The sequence below is a fragment of the Nonomuraea sp. C10 genome (assembly GCF_008017515.1).
In the GTDB taxonomy this organism is placed as follows: domain Bacteria; phylum Actinomycetota; class Actinomycetes; order Streptosporangiales; family Streptosporangiaceae; genus Nonomuraea; species Nonomuraea ferruginea.
Genome location: NZ_VPFF01000001.1, coordinates 4,698,238 through 4,721,226, shown reverse-complemented (window position 1 = coordinate 4,721,226; position 22,989 = coordinate 4,698,238). Strand labels below are relative to the sequence as shown.

Annotated in this window: 21 protein-coding genes; 18 read left to right on the top strand and 3 right to left on the bottom strand. The window is 71.7% G+C overall.

Annotated elements, in window-relative coordinates; all coding sequences use genetic code 11:
* Positions 1-3: 3 nt before the first annotated feature.
* Together FR742_RS21730 and FR742_RS21725 are read right to left on the bottom strand one after the other, a co-directional pair.
* Positions 4-387: an ATP-binding protein gene (locus tag FR742_RS21730; protein ID WP_148032635.1), complete on the bottom strand. Its 384-nt coding sequence runs from the start codon at positions 385-387 to the stop codon at positions 4-6.
* Positions 380-1,207 (bottom strand): MEDS domain-containing protein, encoded by an 828-nt coding sequence (locus tag FR742_RS21725; RefSeq protein ID WP_148032634.1) that lies wholly within the window; start codon positions 1,205-1,207, stop codon positions 380-382. The genes FR742_RS21730 and FR742_RS21725 overlap by 8 nt, the downstream gene beginning before the upstream one ends.
* Positions 1,208-1,347: 140 nt before the next feature.
* On the opposite strand from FR742_RS21725, the gene FR742_RS21720 reads away from it, so the two are divergent.
* From FR742_RS21720 to FR742_RS21655, 14 genes are all read left to right on the top strand, one after another.
* Positions 1,348-1,689, top strand: a complete 342-nt coding sequence (locus tag FR742_RS21720) for an STAS domain-containing protein (RefSeq protein WP_148032633.1) — start codon at positions 1,348-1,350, stop codon at positions 1,687-1,689.
* A gap of 86 nt (positions 1,690-1,775) precedes the next feature.
* Entirely contained in the window at positions 1,776-2,147 is a 372-nt protein-coding gene (hisI, locus tag FR742_RS21715; protein WP_148032632.1) for a phosphoribosyl-AMP cyclohydrolase, read from the top strand.
* Positions 2,148-2,726 (top strand): Trp biosynthesis-associated membrane protein, encoded by a 579-nt coding sequence (locus FR742_RS21710; RefSeq protein ID WP_148032631.1) that lies wholly within the window; start codon positions 2,148-2,150, stop codon positions 2,724-2,726. It abuts the gene before it with no gap.
* Between the two features lie 227 nt (positions 2,727-2,953).
* Positions 2,954-3,523 (top strand): CD225/dispanin family protein, encoded by a 570-nt coding sequence (locus FR742_RS21705; RefSeq protein WP_148032630.1) that lies wholly within the window; start codon positions 2,954-2,956, stop codon positions 3,521-3,523.
* Positions 3,524-3,529: 6 nt separating this feature from the next.
* Positions 3,530-3,961, top strand: a complete 432-nt coding sequence (locus FR742_RS21700) for a DUF2752 domain-containing protein (protein WP_148032629.1) — start codon at positions 3,530-3,532, stop codon at positions 3,959-3,961.
* Positions 3,962-4,086: 125 nt separating this feature from the next.
* On the top strand, positions 4,087-4,926 hold the full coding sequence (gene trpC / locus FR742_RS21695; protein WP_148032628.1) for an indole-3-glycerol phosphate synthase TrpC: 840 nt from the start codon (positions 4,087-4,089) through the stop codon (positions 4,924-4,926).
* Positions 4,927-4,946: 20 nt separating this feature from the next.
* The gene (gene trpB, locus FR742_RS21690; RefSeq protein ID WP_148034733.1) at positions 4,947-6,170 is read left to right on the top strand and encodes a tryptophan synthase subunit beta; all 1,224 of its coding nucleotides are present in this window, start codon (positions 4,947-4,949) and stop codon (positions 6,168-6,170) included.
* A 15-nt stretch (positions 6,171-6,185) separates the two neighbouring features.
* Entirely contained in the window at positions 6,186-6,986 is an 801-nt protein-coding gene (gene trpA, locus FR742_RS21685; RefSeq protein WP_148032627.1) for a tryptophan synthase subunit alpha, read from the top strand.
* A 181-nt stretch (positions 6,987-7,167) separates the two neighbouring features.
* Positions 7,168-7,728 carry a DoxX family protein gene (locus FR742_RS21680; RefSeq protein ID WP_261808664.1) on the top strand — a complete coding sequence of 187 codons (561 nt, stop codon included), beginning with the start codon at positions 7,168-7,170 and terminating at the stop codon, positions 7,726-7,728.
* A complete protein-coding gene (locus tag FR742_RS21675; RefSeq protein ID WP_148032626.1) occupies positions 7,694-8,446 on the top strand; it encodes a thioredoxin domain-containing protein in 753 nt (250 codons plus the stop codon). Before FR742_RS21680 ends, FR742_RS21675 begins: the two co-directional genes overlap by 35 nt.
* A gap of 26 nt (positions 8,447-8,472) precedes the next feature.
* Positions 8,473-9,492: a prolipoprotein diacylglyceryl transferase gene (gene lgt / locus FR742_RS21670; protein WP_148032625.1), complete on the top strand. Its 1,020-nt coding sequence runs from the start codon at positions 8,473-8,475 to the stop codon at positions 9,490-9,492.
* On the top strand, positions 9,489-10,193 hold the full coding sequence (locus FR742_RS21665; protein WP_148032624.1) for a VIT1/CCC1 transporter family protein: 705 nt from the start codon (positions 9,489-9,491) through the stop codon (positions 10,191-10,193). Before lgt ends, FR742_RS21665 begins: the two co-directional genes overlap by 4 nt.
* On the top strand, positions 10,190-11,011 hold the full coding sequence (locus FR742_RS21660) for a hypothetical protein (RefSeq protein ID WP_148032623.1): 822 nt from the start codon (positions 10,190-10,192) through the stop codon (positions 11,009-11,011). Before FR742_RS21665 ends, FR742_RS21660 begins: the two co-directional genes overlap by 4 nt.
* Positions 11,012-11,096: 85 nt before the next feature.
* Positions 11,097-11,690 (top strand): hypothetical protein, encoded by a 594-nt coding sequence (locus FR742_RS21655; protein WP_148032622.1) that lies wholly within the window; start codon positions 11,097-11,099, stop codon positions 11,688-11,690.
* Between the two features lie 99 nt (positions 11,691-11,789).
* Here the strand turns inward: FR742_RS21655 and FR742_RS21650 are convergent, their stop codons facing one another.
* On the bottom strand, positions 11,790-13,418 hold the full coding sequence (locus tag FR742_RS21650; RefSeq protein ID WP_261808663.1) for a bis-aminopropyl spermidine synthase family protein: 1,629 nt from the start codon (positions 13,416-13,418) through the stop codon (positions 11,790-11,792).
* 195 nt (positions 13,419-13,613) lie between these two features.
* On the opposite strand from FR742_RS21650, the gene gltB reads away from it, so the two are divergent.
* The 4 genes from gltB (at position 13,614) to pyk (ending at position 22,954) form a co-directional block, all read left to right on the top strand.
* Positions 13,614-18,146: a glutamate synthase large subunit gene (gltB, locus tag FR742_RS21645; protein WP_148032621.1), complete on the top strand. Its 4,533-nt coding sequence runs from the start codon at positions 13,614-13,616 to the stop codon at positions 18,144-18,146.
* Between the two features lie 12 nt (positions 18,147-18,158).
* A complete protein-coding gene (locus FR742_RS21640; RefSeq protein WP_148032620.1) occupies positions 18,159-19,637 on the top strand; it encodes a glutamate synthase subunit beta in 1,479 nt (492 codons plus the stop codon).
* A gap of 144 nt (positions 19,638-19,781) precedes the next feature.
* Positions 19,782-21,404, top strand: coding sequence for a S8 family serine peptidase (locus FR742_RS21635; protein WP_148032619.1), 1,623 nt, complete (start codon positions 19,782-19,784; stop codon positions 21,402-21,404).
* A 119-nt stretch (positions 21,405-21,523) separates the two neighbouring features.
* Positions 21,524-22,954 carry a pyruvate kinase gene (gene pyk, locus FR742_RS21630; protein WP_148032618.1) on the top strand — a complete coding sequence of 477 codons (1,431 nt, stop codon included), beginning with the start codon at positions 21,524-21,526 and terminating at the stop codon, positions 22,952-22,954.
* Positions 22,955-22,989: the final 35 nt, after the last annotated feature.

The following is a 22,989-nucleotide window of genomic DNA, read 5'->3' as shown; positions in this document are numbered from 1 at the left end:
GGCTCACGACGCCGCGAAGGTTACCGTCGTCCCGCCGGGACCCGAGACGATCGTGAGCTGCTCGCACAGGAGCCGCGTGAGCCACAGGCCGCGCCCGCCCGCCTCGAACGCGGCGGGCGGGGGCGAGGCGGTGGACCAGCCCGGCGGCAGGCCGGGGCCGTCGTCGGCGACCTCGCACCACAGCCGCCCGTGCTGCCACCACAGGCGCAGCCGCCCGCCGCCCCCGCCGTGCAGGACCGCGTTCGTGGTCACCTCGTTGACCGCCACCACGAAGTCCTCCAGCCGCCGGCCCGCCAGCCCCTCCTGGGCTGCGCGGGCCGTGACCATCTTGCGCAGCAGCGTGATCCGGCCGCGCGCGAAAGTCTGCGAGAGTATCTGCCTACACATCACCGGCCGGGCGCACGCCGAGGGCGTCGCCCGCCTTCAGCAGGCGCAGCAGCCGCGCCAGCGGGCTGCCGCACGCCACCACCGTCCGCCCCGGCCGCCTGGCCAGGGCCATCGCCACCAGCAGCTGCGCCGAGCCCGCGTCGATGAAGTCCAGCTCCGTGGCGTCGATCACGACCTCGTCCCGCTCCGCCCGCAGCGGCGCCAGGATCGAGGCGAACGCCTGGCGGTTCGTCAGGTCGACGTCGCCCCGCAGCCGCAGCCCCGGCGGCGACGACGTGGCGGCGTACCGCAGCAGCGCCTGCTCCGGCGAGATCGGGTGCACGCCCGTCACCCTGTCGAGCGCCTCACAGGGGAACAGCGCCCGGTCGTACTGGCAGACGGCCGCCAGCCCGCACCGCCCGAACAGCGCGTTCACCGCCGACTCGGACGCCACCTGCCCCGGCGGGTCGTGCACTCCCCACGAGGCGTCGACCAGCGCGTACAGCCCCCGGTAGCCCTGGGCGAGAGCCCGCTCCCCGGCGGCCTCCAGCCGGTCGAGCGCCCGGCAGGGATCCGGCCGGCCGCCGGTCAGACGCGTGCCGGCGATCTCGATCCGCCCGGCCGACTCCGCCTCGCGGAACCCCGGCACCAGCGGCGTCAGCCACGCCCGCGTGCGGTCGGGGGAGTCGGCGTGCGTGATGATCAGCACCTTGGTGCGGCGGCGCAGCCCGTTGAGCGTGAACAGCCGGGTCGCGGCCCGCCGCTCCCGGTCGCCGAGGAACGGCAGGCATACGTGATCGCCCAGGTCGGGGTCGAGGGCGGAGCCGGTGACACGGACCACGATGCGCTCCCTATCGGCGTGGTCTCGAAGATACCGGTCGGAGCGATATCACGCAGTGCGTTCTCCGTAAAACAGTCAGTGACGGACCAAGGAAAGGTGTAGCTTCGACGCGGGCCGCCTTGTCACAGGGCGTGAGGAGCATGGCGTTGGAACTGCTGCAGATGACTCGCCGGAAACACGGCGAGCGGACCGTGGTCAGCCTGGCCGGCGAGGTCGACGCGGACAACGTGTCGGAGGTGCGCACGTGCCTCGCCGAGGCGGTGCGGGCGCACGGCCCGCGCCTGGTCGTCGACCTCAGCAGGCTGACCTTCATCGACACCACGGGCCTGGGCGTGCTGGTGCGCCAGCTCGCCGCCCTGCGCGAACGCGACGGCACCATGGCGCTGGTCGCACCGGACGGCCAGGTCCTGCGCCGGCTCCGCCGCACCAACCTGGCCCCGCTCTTCCCCATCTACGACACCCTCTCCCAGGCCCTCGACTGACCTTCGCGCGCGTCCTGGAGCTCACGGGGAGGGCGCACGGCACGGGGGAGTGCGGGAGCGCGCCGCGGGGCTGGTTGAATGGCGGCATGCCGCTTGATCCCGAGATCGCCGCGAGACTGAAGCGCGACGGCGACGGGCTGGTGCCCGCGATCGTCCAGCAGCACGACACCGGTGAGGTGCTCATGCTCGCCTGGATGGACGACGAGGCGCTGCATCGCACGCTCACCACCGGCAGGGCCACGTACTGGTCCCGCAGCCGCCAGGAATACTGGGTCAAGGGCGACACGTCCGGTCATGTCCAGTACGTGCGAGAGGTCGCGCTCGACTGCGACGGCGACACCTTGCTGGTCCGGGTCGACCAGGTCGGCGCGGCCTGCCACACCGGCGACCGCACCTGCTTCGACGCCGACCGGCTGCAGGCCGTCCAGGGCCCCGCCGCCGCGCCCGCGGAGCGGTAGATGGGCTCCGGGCAGGGCGCGGGCCGGCGGGAGCTGTGGCTGTGGGTGGCGCTCACGGCCGCGGGCTGCCTCCTGGTGCTGCTCGCCGCGGGCCGCCCCTGGGCGGACGGCGTACGGGCGAGCGGCGAGCTGACGGTCCCCACCGGCGGTGACCTGAGCCCGGTGCTGACCCCGCTCGCCCTGGCGGGGCTGGCCGGGGTCGTCGCCGTGCTGGCCACCAAGGGCGCCGGACGGCGCGTCGTCGGCGCCCTGCTGGCGCTGTGCGGCATCGGCGCGGCGGCCGCGGCGTGGGGCGCCACCGGCCGGGCCGGGATCGAGACCTGGCTGCGCGGGCACAACGTGCTCAGCGCGGCGGGCCCGCTGGAGTGGGACGTCGTGACAGCGTGGCCCGCCGCCGCCGGGCTGGGCGCGCTGCTGATGCTGGCCGGCGGGGTCCTCGCCGTCATCCGCGGCGGCAGGTGGGCCGGCATGTCCGACCGGTACGAGCGAGCGGCCGACCGCCCCCGGCCCCAGGCCGACGGTGACAGGGCCCTGTGGGACGCGCTCGACCGCGGGGACGACCCCACCGAATCGCGCTGAGTTCGTTCACGTACGGATGTCTCTCCGGGCCTGTCCGCCCAGGCCGCCGGCGGCATGATGGTGACGCTGCCCGGTCCCGCCGCGACCGCGTCGGCCGGTTACTGAAGTTTTGCAGGCGGATTACAAGTTGTCCGCAAGCTGAACGTTATTGCATGTCGCCCATGGTTTGTCGCTAGGCTGCCGCGCGCACCTCACCACGAACTAACGATATGAGGAGTTAAAGGGACATGAGTTACGGAAACCAGGGCGACGGCGGATATGGCGCCCAGCCGCCCGGTGGCGGTTACGGTCAGCAGCCCCCGAGCGGTGGCGGCTACGGTCAGCAGCCGCCCAGCGGCGGTGGTTACGGTCAGCAGCCGCCCAGCGGTGGCGGCTACGGCCAGCAGCCCCCGAGCGGCGGTGGCTACGGTCAGCAGCCCCCGAGCGGTGGCGGTTACGGCGGTTACGGCGAGCAGCCGCCGAGCGGCGGCGGCTACGGCGGTCCGCCTCCCGGCTACGGCCAGCAGCCCGGCGGATACGGCACCCCGCCGGACAACCACCTGGTCGCCGCCATCCTGACGACCCTGTTCTGCTGCCTGCCCCTGGGCATCGTCTCGATCGTCAAGTCGACGCAGGTCAACCAGAAGTGGCAGATCGGCGACATGCAGGGTGCCATGGCCGCGTCCGAGGAGGCCAAGACCTGGTGGAAGCGGTCGCTGATCGCGGGCATCGCGATGTACGCCCTCATCATCGTGGGCTACATCGTCTTCTTCATGATCATCGCCGCGAGCGTCACGACCACCTATGGCACGTACTAAATAACCATGACCGACGCGAACCTCGATCGGCGCGGCGCTGACCGGCTCAAGGCAGTGCTCGCGCCGCTCGGTGTGGCCGCGGCCGCCGGCGCCGTCTTCGCGGTCGTCGGCACGATCGACCCCAACCAGCCGGGCAACTACCCGACCTGCCCCTTCCTGTGGGCGACGGGCCTCTACTGCCCCGGGTGCGGCACGCTGCGCACCATCCACGCACTCGCCCATCTCGACCCGGTGACGGCGCTCGGCCTGAACCCGCTGGCCCTGGCGATGGTCCCCTTCCTGCTGTTCTGGTGGGGACGGTGGATGGTGAACGCGTGGCGCGGCAGACCGCGGCGCACCACGCTCGCCCACCCCGCTTACCTGTGGGCGTTCCTGGCAATGGTGATTCTTTATTGGGTCGTCCGCAATCTCCCATTCGGGGTGTTCCTGGCTCCCTAGTCAACCCCCCTGTGGCGAGCCGACCTCGCCGGGGCCGATACCATCGCAGAGTACGGGGCCGGGAGCGGACGCCTTGCGAACTACCGGTCTCCACCCCCACTGCCGACCGGAGGGACCCTAAGCGCGTGAGTGAGCGGACGGAAGGACCTAGTGTCCTCGACGACATCCTCGACGGGGTGCGTGCCGATCTCGCCGCACGCCAGCAGACCGTGTCACTCGGCGAGCTCAAGCAGCGCGCCGAGCGGGCGCCGGCCCCCCGCGACGCGCTCGCCGCGCTGGGCGGCGACCGGGTCTCGGTGATCGCCGAGGTGAAGCGTTCCAGCCCGTCCAAGGGTGCGCTGGCCGCGATCGCCGACCCGGCGGCGCTGGCGGCCGACTACGAGGCGGGCGGCGCCCACGTGATCAGCGTGCTGACCGAGCGGCACAAGTTCGGCGGCAGCCTCGACGACCTGGCCGCCGTGCGCGCCCGGGTCGACATCCCCATCCTGCGCAAGGACTTCATCCTCACCTCCTACCAGCTCTGGGAGGCCCGGGCCCACGGCGCCGACCTGGCGCTGCTCATGGTCGTCTGCCTGGAGCAGGAGGCGCTGGTGTCGCTGATCGAGCGCGCCGAGTCCATCGGGCTCACCCCGCTCGTCGAGGTCCACACCGAGGAGGAGCTCGACCGGGCCGTCTCGGCGGGCGCCCGCGTCATCGGGGTCAACGCCCGCAATCTCAAAACTCTCGAAGTCGACCGCGACGTCTTCAGCAAGTTGGGGCCGAAGATCCCCGATAATGTCATCAAGATCGCAGAGTCGGGTGTGCGGGGCCCGCACGACCTGCTCGCCTACGCCAGATGGGGCGCCGACGCGGTGCTGGTGGGAGAGAGCCTGGTCACCGGCAAGGACCCGCGCAAGGCCGTGGAGGCGCTGGTGACCGCAGGCGCCCACCCGGCGACACGCCCGGATCACGGAGCAGAGGGATAGCAGTGGCAAACGAAGGCACGATCCTTACCGCCGCCGATCTCGCCGGCAACGGCGTCCACGGCGACGATCCCGATGTGCACGGCAAGTTCGGCATCTTCGGCGGCCGGTTCGTGCCCGAGGCGCTCATCCCGGCGCTCGACGAGGTCGCCCGCACCTACGCCGAGGCGCGCGCCGACGCGCGGTTCCTGCGCGAGTTCGACCACCTGCTGCGCACGTACGCGGGCCGGCCCACCACGCTCACCGACGTGCGGCGCTTCAGCGAGCAGGCCGGCGGCGCGCGGGTCATACTCAAGCGCGAGGACCTCACCCACACCGGCGCCCACAAGATCAACAACGTTCTGGGCCAGGCCCTGCTCACCAAGCGCCTCGGCAAGAAGCGCGTCATCGCCGAGACCGGAGCGGGCCAGCACGGCGTGGCCACCGCCACCGCCGCCGCGCTTCTCGGCCTCGAGTGCGTGATCTACATGGGCGCGGTCGACTGCGAGCGCCAGGCGCTCAACGTCGCCAGGATGAAGCTGCTCGGCGCCACCGTCGTCCCGGTCCACAACGGCTCCAAGACGCTCAAGGACGCCATCAACGAGGCGTTCCGCGACTGGGTCACCAACGTCGACACCACCCACTACCTGTTCGGCACCGTCGCGGGCCCGCACCCGTTCCCGGAGATCGTGCGCGACTTCGCCCGCATCATCGGCGTCGAGGCCCGCCGCCAGATGCTGGAGCTGACCGGCGCGCTGCCGACCGCGGTGTGCGCCGCCGTCGGCGGCGGCAGCAACGCCATCGGCATCTTCCACGCCTTCGTCGGCGACGAGGGCGTCCAGCTCCACGGCTACGAGGCCGCGGGCCGGGGTCTCGACAGCGGCGAGCACGCCCTGACCCTCACCGCCGGCACGGTCGGCGTGCTCCACGGCTCGCGCACCTACGTGCTGCAGGACGAGGAGGGGCAGACGATCGAGTCCCACTCGATCTCGGCCGGCCTCGACTATCCGGGCGTGGGCCCCGAGCACGCCTGGCTCAAGGACAGCGGCCGGGCCACCTACCACGGCGTCACCGACGACGCGGCCATGGCGGCGTTCTCGCTGCTGGCCAGGACCGAGGGCATCATCCCGGCCATCGAGTCCTCCCACGCGCTCGCGGGCGCGCTGGAGCTCGGCCGGGAGCTGGGCCCCGAGGCGACCATCCTGGTCAACCTCTCGGGGCGCGGCGACAAGGACATGGGCACGGCCATGAAGTACTTCAACCTCTGACGACCAGGACCACCAATGACGACTCTTCAGACGGTGTTCGCCAAGGCCAAGGCGGACAACAGGGCCGCCCTCGTCGCCTACCTGCCCGCGGGCTTCCCGACCAAGGACGGCGCCGTCGCCGCCGCCGCGGCCCTGGTCGAGGCCGGCTGCGACGTCATCGAGATCGGCCTGCCCTACTCCGACCCGCTGATGGACGGTCCGACCATCCAGGACGCGGTGCACCGCGCCCTGGTCAACGGCACCCGCATCGCCGACGTCCTGCGCACCGTCGAGGGCGTGGCGGCCACCGGCGCGGCCACGCTCGTGATGACGTACTGGAACCCGATCGACCGCTACGGCGCCGACCGGTTCGCCCGCGACCTGGCCAACGCCGGCGGCGTCGGCACCATCACGCCCGACCTGACCCCCGAGGAGTCGGGGCCGTGGCGCGAGGCGTCCGCCGACGCAGGCATCGACACCGTGTTCCTGGTCGCGCCCAGCTCGACCGACGAGCGCATCGCGGCGGTCGCCGCCTGCTGCACCGGGTTCGTCTACGCCGCCTCGCTCATGGGCGTCACGGGCGCCAGGGAGTCGGTCAACGTCGCCGCCGAGGGCCTCGTGGAGCGCACCCGCGCCCACACCGACCTGCCCGTGTGCGTCGGCCTCGGCGTCGGCACCGGCGCGCAGGCGGCCGAGGTCGCCCGCTACGCCGACGGCGTCATCGTCGGTTCCGCCTTCATCCGCCGCCTCCTGGACGCGCCCGACGAGGCCGCGGGCCGCGCCTCGATCCAGAAGCTGGCCCGTGACATGGCCGAGGGAGTCCGCGCCCGCGGCTGACCCGGCCCGCGAGCCCCCCGGGAGCTCCCGGGGGGCTTCACCTTGTCACGCGCCTTGTCACGCGCCTTGTCCCGTGCGACCTGCGGCAATCGGCGCTTAGCCGAGTCTTATCGGCAGCGTGATCAGATAGATCCAAGGTACTGTGCGCTTTCCCGGTACACAGCGGAAGAGGAGATGGCCCGTGAACGCGTCGGAGGCGTCACGCAACGCCAGATCAGCGATACCCTGGGTGACGACCGCCGCCCGGCTGGTCCTCGGCGGGGTGCTGATCGTGGCCGGTGGGCTCAAGATAGGCAACCCGTCCGAGTCGGTCGTGGCGGTCAGAGCGTACGAGCTGCTGCCCGACGCGGTGGCCACGACGGTCGGCTACGGCCTGCCGATCGTGGAGATCGTGGTCGGCGTGCTGCTGATCATCGGGCTCATGACCAGGGTGGCCGCCGTGGTCGCCGCGCTGCTCATGCTGGCCTTCGTCTTCGGCATAGCCTGGGCGTGGGCCCACGGGCTGCGCATCGACTGCGGCTGCTTCGGCGGCGGCGGTCAGCTCGGGGCCGGGCAGGAGCCGACGTACCTCATCGACATCCTGCGCGACTTCGGCTTCGTGCTGCTGGGCGTCTGGATCGTGCGATTCCCGCCCGGGCGCGTCGCGCTCGACCGGCCGCTGGGCCTGGCGGGGCTGGAGCATCCGATCGGAGAAGAGGAGAACGGCGATGGGCAAGGGCGACCGGGCGAAGTCGGCGCGTGAGAAGATCGAGCAGCAGCGCGCAGCCGACCGCGTGCGGGAGCGGCGCAAGAAGCTCGTCACCTACGTGACGGCCGGCGTGGTCGCGCTGGCCGCCGTCGGCGCCGGGTGGTGGTACGCGGCCAGCAGGTCGCAGTCCGAGCAGGCCGGCGAGGCGCTGGCGCCGATCACCGTGAACGCCGAGGGCGCCGTGGTGATGGCTAAGGAGGGCGTGACCCAGCCGGTGATCGACATCTACGAGGACTTCCAGTGTCCCGCCTGCCGCGAGCTGGAGCGGGTCAGCGGCGCCACGTTCAAGAACCTCGCCGCCGAGGGCCTGGCCAAGGTCGTCTACCACCCGATCACGATCTTCTCCCAGGAGCCGACCAAGTCCAACTCGGTGCGGGCCGGGGCCGCCTCCCGCTGCGTGCCCGACGGCCCGCAGTGGATGGCCTTCCACGACACGCTCTTCGAGCACCAGCCCAGCGAGGTGGGTGAGGGCTTCAAGCTCGACGAGATGGTCGAGTGGGGCAAGGACGCCGGCATCACCGACCCCGCCTTCGAGACCTGTGTCACGTCCCAGACCTACGCCAAGGCCCAGCTCGACTACAGCAAGAAGATCGGCGACGAGCAGAAGATCCAGGGCACCCCGACGGTGAAGCTCAACGGCACCGAGCTCGACAGCAGTGTCGCGTTCTCGCCTCAGGAGCTGCGCGAAACCGTCACCGAGGCCGCCAAGTAGCGCGGCGTCCGCTACCCTCACCTGACATGCTCCTAGCCTCGATTCCCAGCCCCTCCCAGGGGGTCTGGTATCTCGGAATCATCCCGATCAGGGCCTACGCGCTCTGCATCGTGCTCGGCGTGGTCGTCGCCGTCTGGCTGGGCGAGCGCCGCTGGCGCGCTCGCGGCGGCGAGAAGGGCACGATCATCGACATCGCCGTGCCGGCGGTGATCTTCGGCCTGATCGGCGGCCGCCTCTACCACGTCATCACCGACTGGCAGACCTACTTCGGCAGCCGCGCGATCAAGGAGCCCATCCAGGCCCTGTTCATCTGGGAGGGCGGGCTCGGCATCTGGGGCGCGGTCGCGCTGGGCGCCGTCGGCGTCTGGCTGGCGTGCCGCCGGCGCGGCCTGTCGCTGAGCGCCGTCGCCGACACGGTCGCGCCAGGCATCGCCTTCGCCCAGGCGATCGGCCGCTGGGGCAACTGGTTCAACCAGGAGCTGTACGGCTCGCCGACGACGCTGCCATGGGGCCTGGAGATCGACATGCAGCACGGCGGCGAGCCCGGCGTGCTCTACCACCCGACGTTCCTGTACGAGTCGCTGTGGAACGTCGCGCTCGGCTTCGCCCTGATCTACGCGGGCAAGCGGTTCTCGCTGCGCCACGGGCGGCTGTTCGCCCTCTACGTCGCCGGTTACACGCTGGGCAGGTTCTGGATCGAAGGGCTGCGCATCGACCCGGTCGGCGGCGTCGACCACGCCGTCGAGTTCCTCGGCCTGCGCATCAACCAGTTCACCGCCATCGCGCTGTTCGTCGGCGCCCTCGTCTACTTCTGGGTGACCAGGAACAAGACCTCCGAGGAGGTCGTCGTCGCGCGGCCGGACGCCACTGCGGACGCCACTGCCGACTCCACTGCGGACGCCACTGCGGACGACGACGCCGATCCGGCGCACCGGCCCGATCAGGCCGACCCCGACGACGACCCCGCCACCGAGGAGGCCTCCGGCGCGGACCGGGCTCCCGGACAGGACTCCGAAGCCGTACCCGAGGAGAAGAACAGCCGATGAGCGAGCGCGCGGAGGCTCACCACCAGCACCGCGACGTCGCCGGAGGCTGGCTGCGGCCGTCCGTGTTCGGCGCCATGGACGGCCTGGTGTCCAACTTCGCGCTCATCGCCGGGGTCGCGGGCGGCACCGGCGACCCCGGGATCATCGCGCTCGCGGGCGTCGCCGGGCTGGCGGCGGGCGCGTTCTCCATGGCGGGCGGCGAGTACGTCTCGGTCGCCAGCCAGCGGGAGCTGGCCCTGCGGGAGATCAAGGTGGAGGCGCGCGAGCTCGCCCACCACCCCGACGAGGAGCTGGAGGAGCTGGCCCGGTCCTTCACCGACCGGGGCGTCGATCCCGCGCTCGCCGCCGAGGTGGCCAGGCAGCTCTCCCGCGACCCCGAGCAGGCGCTGGAGCTCCACACCCGCAACGAGCTGGGCATGACTCCCGGTGACCTGCCCAAGCCCAAGGTGGCGGCCGTCTCGTCGTTCCTGTCGTTCGGCCTGGGAGCCGCCCTGCCGCTGCTGCCCTACCTGTTCGGCGCCGTGGAGCTGTGGGTGTCGGCGGTGGTGTCGTGCCTGGCCCTGTTCGGCGCGGGCGCGATCGTGTCCGCCGTGACGGCCCGCAGCTGGTGGTACTCAGGGTTGCGGCAGCTCGTCGTCGGCAGCGTCGCCGCCGCGCTGACGTTCGCCCTCGGCCACGCCATCGAAGGCGCGACGCTGTGACCGGCCCGCAGCGCAGCCGCAGGCGCCGCCGGACCCGGCCGCCCCGGTCCGACTGGCAGTTCCCGCTCCTCACCGACTGGGGGGTCCGGCCCGAGCGGCAGAAGCTCCTCGTCATCGTCACCTCGTCGATCGCCGTCCTCGCCGCCGCGGTCGCGCTCGTCGTCGTGGTGGCCTCACTCGGCTCCTACACGCCCGAGAGCCGGACCGGGGCCGCCATCGCGCAGACGAGTTCCGCGCTGCCGCAGACCTTCCACGGGTGGGCCTCGCCCAAGCTGTTCGAGCCGATCTCCGACCGCGCCGAGGACGCCGAGCCGCTCACCGCGAAGGAGGTCTTCGCCCAGAAGACGCTCACCGGGGAGAAGAAGCTCAGGCTCCGGCTGGTCGCCAGCAAGATCGAGGCCGACTGCTCGGCCGCCCTGTGGGGGGAGGCGCTGATCGAGCAGGTGTCCGCCGCCGAGTGCAGCCAGGCCGCCCGCGGCCTCTACACCAGCGCCGACGGCCGCTACGTCGGCCAGTACACCCTGCTCAACCTGCGCGACGGGCAGGCCGCGGCCGAGCTGGTCGAGTCGCTCAAGACCCTCTACCGGGGAGGCTGGACGCTCCCCCTGGAGAGCGCCAAGGCGGCCTTCCCCGGCAGCGGCTACACCGAGGCGGGCGGCTACGCCCTCGGCCACTACGTCGGGCTGGTGTGGATCGGCCGGGCCGACGGCGCCGAGCCCACGGCCAAGGACGACTACGTGTCGCTGGCCCTGACCCTGCGCGGCGCCGAGAAGCCTGTCTACCAGCGCGTCGTGGCGATCACCGGGCCGGGGTCCTGATGGTGTACGCTCCCACGCGCTCGTCCGGTTACCGAGGAGGCCGCTCGTCCGCAGCGGCAGGTTGTTGGCGTCACAGGGGGACTAGATGCCGGTCCGACTCGTCATCGCGCTGGTGTCGGCCGCGCTCGCCGTCGTCGCGGCGGGCGCGTGGCTGTGGCTGGGACGGGACGCGCCCCGGCCCGCCGCGCTGCGCACCCAGCCCACGTCCGCCCTGTACGCGCTCGTCGACACCCGCCAGGCCGACACCCGTCCGCTGACGGCGGCCGAGGTCTTCACCGGCGCCACGCAGACCCTCGGAGCGCTGCGGCGCGAGGCCGTCGAGGAGCTCGACGACTGCGCGGACGCGCTGTGGGGGGTCGAGGCCGACGGGTGCACGCAGGCGCTGCGTGCCACGTACCGGGGGGAGGGGATGGCGGGGCAGTTCGTCATCTTCAACCTCCCGGACGGGCGGGCCGCCGACGCGCTGGTGTCCGCCCTGCGCACGGACGGGTTCGTCCGGCAGGCGCTCCCGTTCGACCCGGCCCGCAGCCGTGCCGAGGTCCGCGCGCTGGGGCACTACGTGACGGTCAGCTGGGCGGGTGTCCTGGAGGGCGCCGCGGAGGGCGATCTCGTGCAGCCTCTGATCGCCCTCGACGGGCTGAGCGCCGTCGTCCAGTCGCGCGTCCTCGACGCCACGTGAGCGGGGTTTCTCTCGACCTGTGCGTGACCAGCCGTAGTGCGTGAAAAGCTTCAAACCCTTTTGGGGAACCCCCTCGGGTGAGGCGCCGTCATGCGTGCCTTACGGCCCGCTGTTCCCGCCGTGGGGATTCGAAACGCCGCTGTCCCCGTCGGCGGGGAGGGAGCGGAGGGTGGTGCCGATGGCGGAGGGGAGGGTGGTGAGGCGGTGGAGTGGGGCGTCCAGGGGGGTGAGGTCGCCGGCCCAGGGGGCCGCCTCGCGGATCAGGGCGCGGGCCTCGTTCTTGGTGAGGGTGACGTCGTGGGTGGCGGCTACCGCGATGAGGGCCTCGCGCCAGGTGTTGGCCAGTTTGGCGTGGCCGCTGTCGAGGATGCGGCGCAGGATCTGGGCCTGCGGGGCCTCGGGGCGGGGGCGGCGGGTCGCGGTGAGCATGGCGCCGGACCCGGTGAAGCTGTAGACGGGGTCGAGCGCTGAGGGGATGTCAAAGGGGCCCGCCAGGTGGACCTCGACGTGCGGGGCACGGGTGGCCAGCAGGAGGCGGGGGAGGGCGGCCTCCAGGCCCGGGGGGACGGCGATCGCGACCCTCTCCACCGAGGCCGCGTACGGTTTGCCCAGCCAGGTCGCCAGCTTGACCCGGGGCTGAGGGAGGGTGGCGGGCCAGTCGCCGACCAGCAGGTCGGCCTCGCCCGCGGACGAGAGGCGGGTGGCGGACTCGGCCATGCTCGCGGGGGTCGGGCGGGGCTCCGCTTGGCCGGGAGCGGGCGCCGGGCCGGACTCGACCGATTGGGGGCCGTGGGTGTAGATGGCGGTGGTGAGCTGGGAGAGGCGGGAGCGCACGGCGGGGGCGGTCTTGGTGGTGGGGCGCAGGATGTAGAGGTCGGCGGCGGAGCCGATCGCCTCTGCCCCGAAATATCTGTTGAAATCTGGGTAAATCGCTTCAAACGCCACGTTCAACGCCGACAGGGCGTTCTGCACCTTCAGCGCCAGCGCCGGGGTCCGCTCGCTCGCCCCGTACGCCAGCAGGACGCGCCCGTTCTCCGTCAGGCCCTCCAGCGCGCGGGCCACGAACAGGCCGACGCCCTCCGGGGTGTACGGGGGGTCGGTGACGGCCAGGTCGTGGTCGCGGGCCGACGCGGGCAGGCCCAGCCGCAGGTCGGCCCAGCGGGTGTGGATCCCCAGCCGCTGCTCGTCGATGTAGGCCAGGATGCGGTCGTCGACGTCCACCACGGTCACGTCGGTCTCCGGATGCACCAGCTTGACCGCGACCGAGGTCAGGTCATGGTCGCCGACACACAGCAGTCGCGCGCCCGGGAGCCAGAAACGGGCCCCGAGCAGCAGCGCCCGGCGCAGGACCGTCTCGGGCGTGGCCGGCACGTGGTCGAGCGCGTGGCGGGGCCGCGGCGCCTTGGCCACCAGCTCGCGCAGCCGCTCCAGTGCGGGCTCGTAGTGCGCGACCAGGTGCTGGACCGGGTCCTCCGGAGGCGGCGCGAGCGCCAGCAGGTCCTGGAAGTCCTGCCAGTGCGCCGGCGGCAGCCGGAACCGGTCTCCCTCCCGCTCCGTCCGCAGCTCGCGCAGCAGCTCCTCGACGGTGCGCCGGGACGTCGCGGTCTCCCTGACCAGGTCGGCCAGGGACCACCAGCGGCCGTCGCAGAGCAGGGTCAGCGCGTGCCTGAGCCGCCTGCTGTCCACCCCTGCCGCGCCGAGCAGGCGCTCCACCCCGTCACGCTCCATACGGCCACCCTATCGATCCGCCGCGCCAAGATCCGAGCCGCTGACCTCGGATAAGTGCGACATGTTTCGTAAAACGGACGCGATGGGCACCATTCCGGCAGCGTGCGGTAACCTCTACACACGATATGCAGCAGGGCCAACGTCGTCCCCGCCTGTAAGCAGTTCAAGACAGACGATGACGACGGGAGGGATGCAATGCCTGCTGCCCACCTCGGGTTCCCCGAGCCCCAGGGCCTCTACCACCCCGCCAACGAGCATGACGCCTGTGGTGTCGCCATGGTCGCCGACGTCGCAGGACGCCGGGGGCACGGGATCGTGGTCAAGGCGCTGACGGCGCTGTGCAATCTGGATCATCGGGGGGCCAAGGGTAGCGAGCCGGACACCGGCGACGGAGCCGGGATCCTCACCCAGATCCCCGACGCTTTCTACCGCGCGACCACCGGCTTCCCGCTGCCCCCCGCCGGGCAGTACGCCACCGGCATCGCGTTCCTGCCCATCGACGAGCAGGCGCGGGCCATCGCCACCGGCATGATCGAGGAGATCGCCGCCGAGGAGGGCCTCACCGTCCTCGGGTGGCGCGACGTGCCGGTCGACCGCGCGCTGCCCGGGCCGAGCGCCCGCGCGGTCATGCCGTACTTCAAGCAGCTCTTCGTGTCCTCGCCGGGCGGCGAGGCCGGGCTCGGGCTCGACAGGCTCGCGTTCTGCCTGCGCAAGCGGGCCGAGCACGAGGTGGACGTCTACTTCCCGTCCCTGTCGGCGCGTACGGTCGTCTACAAGGGCATGCTCACCCCCGAGCAGGTCGAGCCGTTCTTCCCCGACCTGTCCGACGAGCGTTACGAGAGCGCGATCGCGCTGGTCCACTCGCGCTTCTCCACCAACACGTTCCCGAGCTGGCCGCTCGCGCATCCGTACCGCTACATCGCGCACAACGGCGAGATCAACACCGTCAAGGGCAACCGCAACTGGATGCGCGCCCGCGAGGCCATGCTCCGGTCGGACCTGATCCCGGGCGACCTGGCACGGCTCTTCCCGATCTGCGACCCCGACGCGAGCGACACCGCCTCCTTCGACGAGGTGCTGGAGCTGCTCCACATCGGCGGCCGGAGCCTGCCGCACGCGGTGCTCATGATGATCCCTGAGGCGTGGGAGAACCACACCGAGATGGATCCCGCGCGCCGCGCCTTCTACGAGTTCCACTCCTCCCTGATGGAGGCGTGGGACGGCCCGGCGTCGATCACGTTCACCGACGGCACGCTCGCCGGCGCCGTGCTCGACCGCAACGGCCTGCGCCCCGGCCGCTTCTGGGTGACGGCCGACGGGCTCGTCGTGCTCGCCTCCGAGGCGGGGGTCCTCGACTTCGAGCCCGGGGACGTGGTCCGCAAGGGCCGCCTGCAGCCCGGCCGGATGTTCCTCATCGACACCGCCCGCGGCAAGATCATCGAGGACGACGAGATCAAGGCCGAGCTCGCCGCCGCGCTCCCGTACGAGGACTGGCTGCACGCGGGGCTGGTCAGGTTCGAGGAGCTGCCCGCGCGCGAGCGCTGGGTCGTGTCGGAGACGCGCGAGGTCGACAGCCCCAGCCACGAGGCGCTCGTCAAGCGGCAGCAGACCTTCGGCTACACCGAGGAGGAGCTGCGCGTCATCCTCACCCCGATGGCCCGCACCGGCATCGAGCCGATCGGCTCCATGGGCACCGACACCCCGGTCGCGGTGCTCAGCGAGAAGCCCAGGCTGCTGTTCGACTACTTCAGCCAGCTGTTCGCGCAGGTGACGAACCCGCCGCTGGACGCCATCCGCGAGGAGCTGGTGACCAGCCTGGCCAGCACGCTCGGCCCCGAGGGTAACCTGCTCGACCCCGGGCCGACGTCGTGCCGCCAGCTCGTGCTGCCGTACCCGGTGATCGACAACGACGAGCTCGCCAAGATCATCCACATCAACGACGAGCACGACCTGCCGGGCTTCCACCCGCACGTCGTCTCCGGCCTCTACGAGGTCGCGGGCGGCGGCGAGGCCCTGCTGCACCGCCTCGACGAGATCCGGGCCGAGGTCTCTCAGGCCATCGCCGACGGCGCCCGGATCATCGTGCTGTCCGACCGCGGCTCCGGCGAGGCGCTCGCGCCCATCCCGTCGCTGCTGCTCACCGGCGCGGTGCACCACCACCTGATCCAGGAGAAGACCCGCACCAAGATCGGCCTGGTGATCGAGACAGGCGAGGCCCGCGAGTGCCACCACATGGCGCTGCTCATCGGCTACGGCGCCGGCGCGGTCAACCCCTATCTCGCCATCGAGACCGTCGAGGACCTGGTCGACAGCGGAACGCTCAAGGTCGACAAGCGCAAGGCCGTACGCAACCTGATCAAGGCGTACGGCAAGGGCGTCATCAAGGTCATGTCCAAGATGGGCGTGTCGACCGTGGCCTCCTACACCGGCGCGCAGATCTTCGAGGCGCTCGGCCTGAGCCAGGAGGTCATCGACTCCTGCTTCACCGGCACCACCTCGCGGCTCGGCGGCGTCGGCTTCGACGTGCTGGCCAGGGAGGCCGCCGAGCGTCACGCGCACGCGTACCCGAGGGCGGCGAACGCGCACCGCCGGCTCCAGGTCGGCGGCGAGTACCAGTGGCGGCGCGAGGGCGAGCCCCACCTGTTCAACCCCGAGACCGTCTTCAAGCTGCAGCACGCCACCCGGACCCGCCGCTACGAGATCTTCAAGGAGTACACCGGCATGGTGGACTCCCAGGCGGAGCGGCTGATGACCCTGCGCGGCCTGTTCAAGCTGCGCGCGGGCACCCCGATCCCGATCGAGGAGGTCGAGCCCGTCTCGGAGATCGTCAAGCGGTTCTCCACGGGCGCGATGTCGTACGGCTCGATCTCGATGGAGGCGCACGAGACGCTCGCCATCGCGATGAACCGGCTGGGCGGCAAGTCCAACACCGGCGAGGGCGGCGAGGACCCCGAGCGGCTCTACGACCCGGCCCGCCGGTCGGCGATCAAGCAGGTGGCCTCCGGCCGGTTCGGCGTCACCTCCGAGTACCTGGTGAACGCCGACGACCTGCAGATCAAGATGGCCCAGGGCGCCAAGCCCGGCGAGGGCGGCCAGCTGCCCGGCCACAAGGTCTACCCGTGGATCGCCAAGACGCGCCACTCCACGCCTGGCGTCGGCCTCATCTCGCCGCCGCCGCACCACGACATCTACTCGATCGAGGACCTCGCGCAGCTCATCCACGACCTGAAGAACGCCAACCCGGCGTCCAGGGTCCACGTGAAGCTGGTGGCCGAGGTCGGCGTCGGCACGGTCGCGGCCGGGGTGTCGAAGGCGCACGCCGACGTGGTGCTGATCTCCGGCCACGACGGCGGCACCGGCGCGTCCCCGCTGACCAGCCTCAAGCACGCGGGCGCGCCGTGGGAGCTGGGCCTGGCAGAGACGCAGCAGACGCTGCTGCTCAACAACCTGCGCGACCGCATCGTGGTGCAGGTCGACGGCCAGCTCAAGACCGGCCGCGACGTGGTCATCGCCGCCCTGCTGGGCGCCGAGGAGTACGGTTTCGCCACCGCGCCCCTCGTGGTCAGCGGCTGCGTGATGATGCGGGTCTGCCACCTCGACACCTGCCCGGTGGGCGTGGCCACGCAGAACCCCGAGCTGCGCAGGCGGTTCAGCGGCAAGCCCGAGTTCGTGGTCAACTTCTTCGAGTTCATCGCCGAGGAGATCCGCGAGTACCTCGCCGAGCTGGGCTTCCGCTCGCTCGACGAGGCCATCGGACACGTCGAGATGCTCGACACCACGGCGGCAGAGGACCACTGGAAGGCGAGCGGGCTCGACCTGTCGCCGATCCTGCACCGGCCCGACCTGCCCGCGAGCACCGCGCTGCGCCGGGTCACCGGCCAGGACCACGGCCTCGACCACGCGCTGGACAACACGCTCATCCAGCTCGCCGAGGGCGCGCTCCGCGACGGCACCCCGGTCACGCTCGACCTGCCGATCCGCAACGTGAACCGCACGGTCGGCACCATGCTGGGCTATGAGGTCACCAAGCGTCACGGCGGCGAGGGCCTGCCCGACAACACGATCGACATCTCCTTCACCGGCTCGGCGGGCAACTCGTTCGGCGCGTTCGTGCCCCGCGGCATCACGCTGCGGCTCACCGGCGACGCCAACGACTACCTCGGCAAGGGCCTGTCCGGCGGTCGCGTCACGCTGCGCCCGCACGAGGAGGCGCCGCTCGACGGTCACATCATTTCCGGAAATGTCGCCCTGTACGGTGCCACGTCCGGAGAAGTGTTCATCCGGGGCGTCGTCGGTGAGCGGTTCTGCGTGCGCAACTCCGGCGCGACCGCCGTCGTCGAAGGCGTCGGCGACCACGGCTGCGAGTACATGACCGGCGGCAGGGTGGTCGTGCTCGGCCCCACCGGGCGCAACTTCGCGGCCGGCATGTCCGGCGGCGTCGCCTACCTGCTCGACCTCAAGGCCGAGCGGGTCAACCGCGAGATGGTCGCCATCGAGGCGCTCACCGGCGAGGACGCCGAGTTCCTCAAGGAGACCGTCGAGAAGCACTTCGCCGAGACCGGCTCCCCGGCGGCCAAGCAGCTGCTGGCCGACTGGGACTCCGCGCTCACCCGGTTCGGCAAGATCATGCCGACCGACTACCGGCGGGTCCTGGAGGCCGCGGAGGCCGCCCGCATCGAAGGCAGGGACATCGACGAGGCCGTCATGGCGGCTGCGGTTCAGGGATAGGGAGGCGTACCGATGGCTGACCCCAAGGGGTTCCTCACGCACGAGCGGGAGCTGCCGGCGCGCCGCCCCGTCGACGTCCGCATCGGCGACTGGCAGGAGGTCTATCAGGACTTCCCGTCCGGCAAGCTGACCAAGCAGGCGGCCCGCTGCATGGACTGCGGCATCCCGTTCTGCCACAACGGCTGCCCGCTGGGCAACCTCATCCCGGAGTGGAACGACCTCGTCCACCGCACCGACTGGCGCGAGGCGATCGAGCGGCTGCACGCCACCAACAACTTCCCGGAGTTCACCGGCAGGCTCTGCCCGGCTCCGTGCGAGGCGGCGTGCGTGCTCGGCATCAACGCCGACCCGGTGGCGATCAAGCGGGTCGAGGTCGAGATCATCGACCGGGCGTTCGCCGAGGGCTGGGTCACCCCGCAGCCGCCGCAGCGCAAGACCGGCAAGCGGGTGGCCGTGGTCGGCTCCGGCCCGGCCGGGCTGGCCGCCGCCCAGCAGCTCACCCGCGCCGGTCACGACGTGGTGGTGTACGAGCGGGCCGACCGCGTCGGCGGGCTGCTGCGCTACGGCATCCCCGAGTTCAAGATGGAGAAGCGCCACATCGACCGCCGCCTGGCGCAGATGCGGGCCGAGGGCACCGAGTTCCGCACCGGCGTCAACGTCGGCCTCGACGTCACCGCCGCCGAACTGCGCGAGCAGTACGACGCGGTGGTGCTGTCCGGCGGCGCGACCGCGTGGCGCGACCTGCCGGTGGCGGGCCGCGAGCTCAAGGGCGTCCATCAGGCGATGGAGTATCTGCCGCTGTCCAACAAGGTGCAGGAGGGCGACTTCGCGGTCTCCCCGATCTCCGCCGAGGGCAAGCACGTCGTGGTCATCGGCGGCGGCGACACCGGCGCCGACTGCATCGGCACCGCCATCCGGCAGGGCGCCGCGTCCGTCACCCAGCTGGAGATCATGCCGCGGCCGCCCGAGACCCGGGCCCCCGGGCAGCCGTGGCCGACCTTCCCGATCCTGTTCAAGATGGAGAGCGCCCACGAGGAGCTCGCCGAGCAGGGCGGGCAGCGGGTGTATGCGGTCTCCACCACGGAGTTCGTCGGCGACGCCGACGGCAACGTGAAGGCGCTGCGCCTGGTGGAGGTCGAGGGCCCGCAGTCGGGCTTCAAGCCGATTCCCGGCACCGAGCGGGAGATCCCGGCCGAGCTGGTCACGCTCTCCATGGGCTTCGTCGGCCCGGAGCGGGGCCCGCTGCTGCGGGACCTGGCCGAGCTGGGCGGCGACGGCTTCTACGACGCCCGGGGCAACGTCGCGCGCGACAAGACCTACATGTCCAAGGTCGACGGCGTGTTCGTGGCCGGCGACATGGGCCGCGGCCAGTCGCTCATCGTCTGGGCCATCGCCGAGGGCCGCGCCGCCGCCAGCGGCGTCGACCGGTTCCTGACCGGTGACACGGCGCTGCCCTACCCGATCCTGCCGACGGCCCGTCCGCTGGTCTGACCTGCGCTGGAACGAAACGCCCGCCCGGCCCCTTCCCGGGCGGGCGTTTCGCGTCCCGGCTCGCCCCCGTATCCGGCGGGTTGCATCAGTTGCCGCAGGTCGGGAAGATGCACATTCTGGAGAAGTACGGATGATAGGGGAGAAATGAGGCGTGTTGCCCCGGTCCTCGCGGCGCTGTCGGCGACAGCCGCGCTGACCGCCTGCTCCCCGGTCACCCCCGCGGCCGCGGCCGCCGCCGACTACCTCGTCTTCTACGCCGACGGCCGCCGGGCCGACGCGCTCACCGCCGTGCGGAAGGCCGACGGCACCGTCACCCACACCGAGACCAAGCTCGGCTACCTGATCGCCCAGGGCTCCGGCGAGCGCTTCGCCGAGACCGTCGGCGCCGACCCCGCCGTCGTCGGCGTCTCCGGCGACAGGGCCATCGGCCGCACCTCCGCGACCGCCGCCAGGGCGTTCCCCGACGGGTCGGCCTTCGGCGAGAAGGGCTCCGCCGAGAAAAGCGACCCGCTCAGCGGCCTCCAGTGGGACATGCGGCTGATCGGCGCCGACCGCGCCAACGAGAAGGCGCCCGGCACGAAGAAGGTCCTCGTCGGCGTCATCGACACCGGCATCGACGGCAACCACCCCGACATCGCGCCCAACTTCAACCGCGGGCTCAGCCGCAACTTCGTCACCGACCGGCCCAAGGACGAGAACGGCGAGAACCTCGACGGCCCCTGCGAGGCCGCGGACTGCAAGGACCCCGTCGACCAGGACGACGAAGGCCACGGGACGCACGTCGCCAGCACCATCGCCGCGCCCATCAACGGCATCGGCATCGCCGGAGTGGCCCCTGGGGTGCAGCTCGTCAACATCCGGGCCGGCCAGGACTCCGGCTTCTTCTTCCTCAAGGCCAGCCTCGACGCCCTCACCTACGCCGGCGACATCGGCGTCGACGTGGTCAACATGAGCTACTACGTCGACCCGTGGCTGTTCAACTGCCGGGCGAACCCGTCCGACAGCAAGAAGGAGCAGCTCGAACAGCGCGCCATCATCACCGGCATGCAGCGCGCCCTCGACTACGCCAGGAAGAAGGGCGTCACCCTCGTCTCCGCGCTCGGCAACGGCGCCACCGACCTCGGCCGGCCGAAGGTCGACAACGACAGCCCCGGCTACCCGCGCGGCGATGAGAAGATCCGCCGGATCGACAACAGCTGCCTCAACGTCCCCGCCGAGTCGGAAGGCGTCATCTCGGTCGCCTCGGTCGGCCCGTCCGGCCGCAAGGCCATCTACAGCGACTACGGGACGGAACAGGCGGACGTCGCCGCGCCCGGCGGCGACGCGCTCGACGGCAAGGGCGCCTCCCCGACCCGCTCCATCCTCGCCGCCGCCCCCGAGAAGGCGCTGCGCGCCAAGGGCCGCATCGGCGCCGACGGCAAGCCCAAGGGCCAGGACGTCGTACGCGACTGCGCCCGCGGCACCTGCGCCTACTACCAGTATCTCGACGGCACCTCCATGGCCGCCCCGCACGCCACCGGCGTGGCCGCCATCATCATCAGCCGCTTCGGCGAGCCGGGGCCGGGCGGCGTCACCCTCGCGCCGGACACCGTCGAGGAGTACCTGTACAAGACCGCGACGCCGACGGCGTGCCCGGTCCCGCGCGCGTACGTCTACGACGTGTACGGGGAGAAGACCACCCATGTGTGCGAGGGCGGCCCGGACAAGAACGGCTTCTACGGCCACGGCATCGTCAACGCCCTGGAGGCGGCCACCTTCGAACCATGACGGCGACACGTGCACGTGGCGCGCTCGCCGGTCGCCGTTGCCGTGCTGTTCTCCCGCGCGCGGTACGTTCTGCGTCGTCCTTGACTGCCAAGTGGTCTGTACCAATTAAGGTAGGACTCGTGACACGTCGCGCGAAAATCGTCTGCACTCTAGGCCCAGCCACGTCCTCACCCGAACGCCTGCGCGATCTCATCGCCGCGGGCATGGACGTCGCACGGTTCAACCTCAGCCATGGCGACCATGACATGCACAGAGAGGTCTTCGATCGCGTCAGGGAGGTGGCGGCCGACCTCGGCCGCGGTGTAGGCGTTCTCGCCGACCTGCAGGGCCCCAAGATCCGCGTCGGCCGCTTCGAGGAGGGGCCGGTCCGGCTCGGCTTCGGCGACGTCTTCTCCATCACCGCCGAAGACGTCCCCGGCGACCGCGAGCAGGTCTCCACCACCTACAAGGGTCTCGCCAAGGACGTGCGCCCCGGCGACACCATCCTCGTCGACGACGGCCGGCTCGTGCTCGAGGTCACCCGCGTCGACGGCGACCGGGTCGTCACCCGCGTCGTCATCGGCGGCATGATCTCCGACAACAAGGGTCTCAACCTGCCCGGCGTCAACGTCAGCGCCCCCGCGCTCACCGACAAGGACGAGACCGACCTGCGCTGGGCGCTGCGCACCGGGTTCGACATGATCGCCCTGTCGTTCGTCCGCCGCCCCTCCGACGCCGACGTCGTACGCAACATCATGGAGCAGGAGGCCGTCCGCCTCCCCCTCCTCGCCAAGATCGAGAAGCCGCAGGCGGTCGAGCGCCTCCCCGAGATCGTCGAGGCCTTCGACGGCATCATGGTCGCCCGCGGCGACCTCGGCGTCGAGCTGCCTCTGGAGCAGGTGCCGATCGTGCAGCGGCGCATCATCGAGCTGTGCCGCGAGAAGGCCCGCCCGGTCATCGTCGCCACGCAGATGCTCGACTCGATGATGAGCGCCCCCCGCCCCACCCGCGCCGAGGCCTCCGACGTCGCCTACGCCGTCATGGACGGCGCCGACGCGGTCATGCTGTCGGGCGAGACCTCCGTCGGCAACTACCCGATCGAGTCCGTCTCCACGATGGACCGCATCGCCTGCGCCGCCGAGGCCTCCTCGCTGCACGCCACCCACACCCTGGAGCGCATGCCGGAGACCACCGGCGGCGCCATAGCCCGTGCCGCCGCCGAGGTCGGCGCCATCGTGGGGGCCAAGGCCCTGGTGGCCTTCACCATGTCCGGCGAGACGGCCCGCCGGCTGGCCCGCTACCGCTCGCCGATCCCGCTGCTGGCCTTCACCTCCGCGCCCCACGTCCGCGGCCAGCTCTCGCTCACCTGGGGGGTGGAGACGTTCCAGGTGCCGTTCGTGCACCACACCGACGACATGGTGCGGCAGGTGGAGGCGTCGCTGCTGTCGCTGGGCCGGCTGGAGAAGGGCGACAAAGTGGTCATCGTCGCCGGCTCCCCGCCCGGCACCCCCGGCTCCACCAACGCGCTGCGCGTGCACACGATCGGCTCCGCCGTCTCGCACGCCAGCTGAGGGACCGTCCGTCGGCCGGCTGCTGCCCCCGTGAG